Raw genomic sequence first — 3,130 nt, forward strand, 5'->3', positions numbered from 1 at the left:
CACAGTCGGAACTTCTCGCCGACACGCGGCGCCGCGGCATCCCGCACCGGCGCGGCGCCGAGAAGTTCCGACGCAGTGCGGGCATCGCGCCGTTCGCGGATTGCGCCGCCCGAGCCCGCGCCAGCCCCTGCCCCTGCCGCAGCCCCTGCCGCAGCCGCAGCCGCAGCCCCTGCCCGACCCCAGAGCACATTCCGGCCCGAAGGGCAATCCACTTCGTCGACGGCTCCGAAACGCCAGTATGGGGTCACTTCTCCCTGCCCGCCTGCGGCCACGGAGTGACCCAGTGCCACGACGTTCCGACCGGAGGACACCATGCGGGAGCGCTCCACCGAACCCCTCGTCGACATCGACGGATACCGCAACATCACCGACCTGCTCACCCGGCGCGCGGCAGCGGCGCCCGATCACGCGGCGTTCGACGTGCCGACCGGTGATGCGGAGCATCCGTGGCGCGCGGTCTCGACGGCCGACTACCTGCATCAGGTGCAGGCGCTCGCGAAGGGCCTGATCGCCGTCGGCGTCGGTGCCGGCGAGGCGGTCGCGATCATGGCGCCCACCCGCTACGAGTGGGCCGTCGCCGATCTCGCCGGGTGGTTCGCGGGCGCGGTGATCGTGCCGGTCTACGACACGTCGTCTCCCGACCAGGTCTCGGCGATCACGACCGATGCGCAGGTGCGGCTGGGCATCGCGGGCGGCGAGCGGCAGCGCGGCATCCTCACCGACGCGTTCGCCGCGACGGGTCTCGGCGACCTCGGCGTCTGGACGATGGATGCCTCGCCCGCCGACCTCGACGCGCTCACCGCACGCGGCGCCGCGATCGGCGACGACGTTCTCGAGGCGCGACGGCGTCACGCCGACCTCGACTCCCCCGCGACGATCGTGTACACGTCGGGCACGAGCGGCGAGCCGAAGGGTGTGATCCTCACGCACCGCAACTTCGTCGGCCAGGTCGCCAACATCGCCGCAGCGTACAGCGCGGTGGTGCACGAGGGCGGCAACACGGTCATCTTCCTGCCGCTCGCCCACGTGCTCGCCCGTGGCCTGCAGCTCATCTGCCTCTCGGGCGGGATGCGCATCGCGCACGTCGCGGACACGACCCAGGTCGTCGAGAGCCTCGGGGTGCTGCGGCCGACCTTCCTCGTGGTCGTTCCGCGGGTGCTCGAGAAGATCCGCGCAGCGGCGGGTGCGAAGGCCGATGCCGCTCACCTCGGCGCGGTCTGGCGCGGCGCCGTCGCGACCGCCGAGCAGTGGGGTGAGGCCGCCGAGTCGGGCGCGACGCCCGCGTTCGGGCTGCGGCTGCGCCGCCGGCTCTTCGACCGCCTCTTCTACGGGCGGCTGCGCGCGCTCATGGGCGGCCGGCTCGACTACATTCTCTCCGGCGGCGCCCCGCTCGCCGCCGACCTGTCGCTGTTCTTCCGCGGCCTCGGCGTGCCGGTGATCGAGGGCTACGGGCTGACCGAGACATCCGCGCCCCTGACCGGCAACCTGCCGGGGAACATCCGCTCGGGCACCGTGGGCTACCCGCTGCCCGGCTCGACCGTGCGCATCAGCGAGCGCGGCGAGATCCTCGCGCGGGGCGTCGGGGTGTTCGCGGGCTACCGCGACCCGCGGCACAACGCCGACGCGTTCGAGGGCGGCTTCCTGCGCACCGGCGACCTCGGCCGGCTCGACGACGACGGCCGCCTCGTGCTCGAGGGCCGCCTCAAGGACGTCATCATCACCAGCACCGGCAAGACCGTCGTGCCGCAGGCGTGGGAGAACGCGGTCGAGGCACATCCCCTCGTCGCCCACGCGGTGACCGTCGGCGAGGGGCGTTCGTACCTGTCGGCCCTGCTCGTGCTCGACCCCGTCGAGACGCGCGCCTGGGCCCAGGAGAACGGTGTCTCGGTCGACGACACCGCGGGCGACGGGCTCTCCGTGATCGACGATCCCGCCCTCGTCACCGCGCTGACTGCCGTGGTGGATGCCGCGAACTCCCGCGTCTCCCACAGTGAGAGCGTGCGGCGCTTCGCGCTCGTGCTCGCCGATCTCGACGACACGACCCTCGTCACCCCGACCCTCAAGATCAAGCGCACCGCGCTGCTCGACCGCGGCGCCGCCGTGATCGACGACCTCTACGCCCGCGCGTGAGCCGCGGCATCCCCTCGTTCCCTCGACCCGATCGGAGCACCCCATGTCCGTGACCCGCAAAGCCCTCCTCACGATCATCGTCGTGCTGGTGATCGGCGCGCTCGTCGCCGTCGCCGGAAGCCAGGGCGGGACGACCGTCGGCGGGTTCCCGCTGTACGCGCTCGCCGTGATCGCCGCATTCGCGATCCAGGTGATCGTGTACATCCCATCGCAGCTCGCACACACCGAGCACTTCTTCGACCTGACCGGGAGCCTCACGTTCGTCGTCGTCTCCGCGGGCCTCGTGGTGCTGCATCCGACCATCGACGCGCGCGGCTGGGTGCTGGCGGCGATGGTGACGGTGTGGGCGCTGCGGCTCGGCACGTTCCTGTTCATGCGTGTGCGGCGCACGGGCGGCGACGACCGGTTCGACACGATCAAGCAGAACCCGGTGCGGTTCCTGCAGGTGTGGGTGATCCAGGGCGCGTGGGTGAGCCTGACGGCATCGGCGGCGTGGATCGCCCTGTCGTCCGACCAGCCGTCGCCGCTGGGGTGGATCGCCTATGTCGGCATCGCGGTGTGGCTCGTCGGCCTCGTGATCGAGATGGTCGCGGATGCCCAGAAGAACGCCTTCAAGGCGGATGCCGCGAACCGCGGTCGCTTCATCAGCACGGGCCTGTGGTCGCGGTCGCGGCATCCGAACTACTTCGGCGAGATCGTGCTGTGGGTGGGCGTGTTCCTCGTCGCCGCCCCGGTGCTGTCGGGCTGGCAGTGGGTCGCCGTGCTCTCGCCCCTGTTCGTCACCCTGCTGCTCACGCGGGTCAGCGGCATCCCCCTGCTCGAGGCGAAGGCGGAGCGGAAGTGGGGCGACGATCCCGCATACCGGGCGTACAAGGCCCGCACTCCCGTGCTGCTCCCGCGCCTCACTGCGCCGACGACGCGGGTCGCCGCGGCGGAGTGAGGGTCGCGGCGGCCGGGTGGTGACGGCGGCCGGGTGGGGTGGCCGGCGAGTGCCGGGGGC

At 72.2% G+C, this 3,130-nt stretch carries 2 protein-coding genes; both read left to right on the forward strand.

Going from position 1 to position 3,130, the window contains the following annotated elements; genetic code table 11:
* The first annotated feature begins 312 nt into the window (after positions 1–312).
* Positions 313–2,130 carry an AMP-dependent synthetase/ligase gene (locus FFS51_RS14520; RefSeq protein WP_137878780.1) on the forward strand — a complete coding sequence of 606 codons (1,818 nt, stop codon included), beginning with the start codon at positions 313–315 and terminating at the stop codon, positions 2,128–2,130.
* Positions 2,131–2,173: 43 nt separating this feature from the next.
* On the forward strand, positions 2,174–3,070 hold the full coding sequence (locus FFS51_RS14525) for a DUF1295 domain-containing protein (RefSeq protein WP_137878781.1): 897 nt from the start codon (positions 2,174–2,176) through the stop codon (positions 3,068–3,070).
* Positions 3,071–3,130: the final 60 nt, after the last annotated feature.

Source organism: Microbacterium sp. 4NA327F11 (assembly GCF_005503465.1).
Lineage (GTDB): Bacteria > Actinomycetota > Actinomycetes > Actinomycetales > Microbacteriaceae > Microbacterium > Microbacterium ginsengisoli.

Coding starts and splice junctions, on each gene's coding strand:
- FFS51_RS14525 (WP_137878781.1), top strand. CDS start 2,174: ATGTCCGTGACCCGCAAAGCCCTCCTCACGATCATCGTCGTGCTGGTG.
- FFS51_RS14520 (WP_137878780.1), top strand. CDS start 313: ATGCGGGAGCGCTCCACCGAACCCCTCGTCGACATCGACGGATACCGC.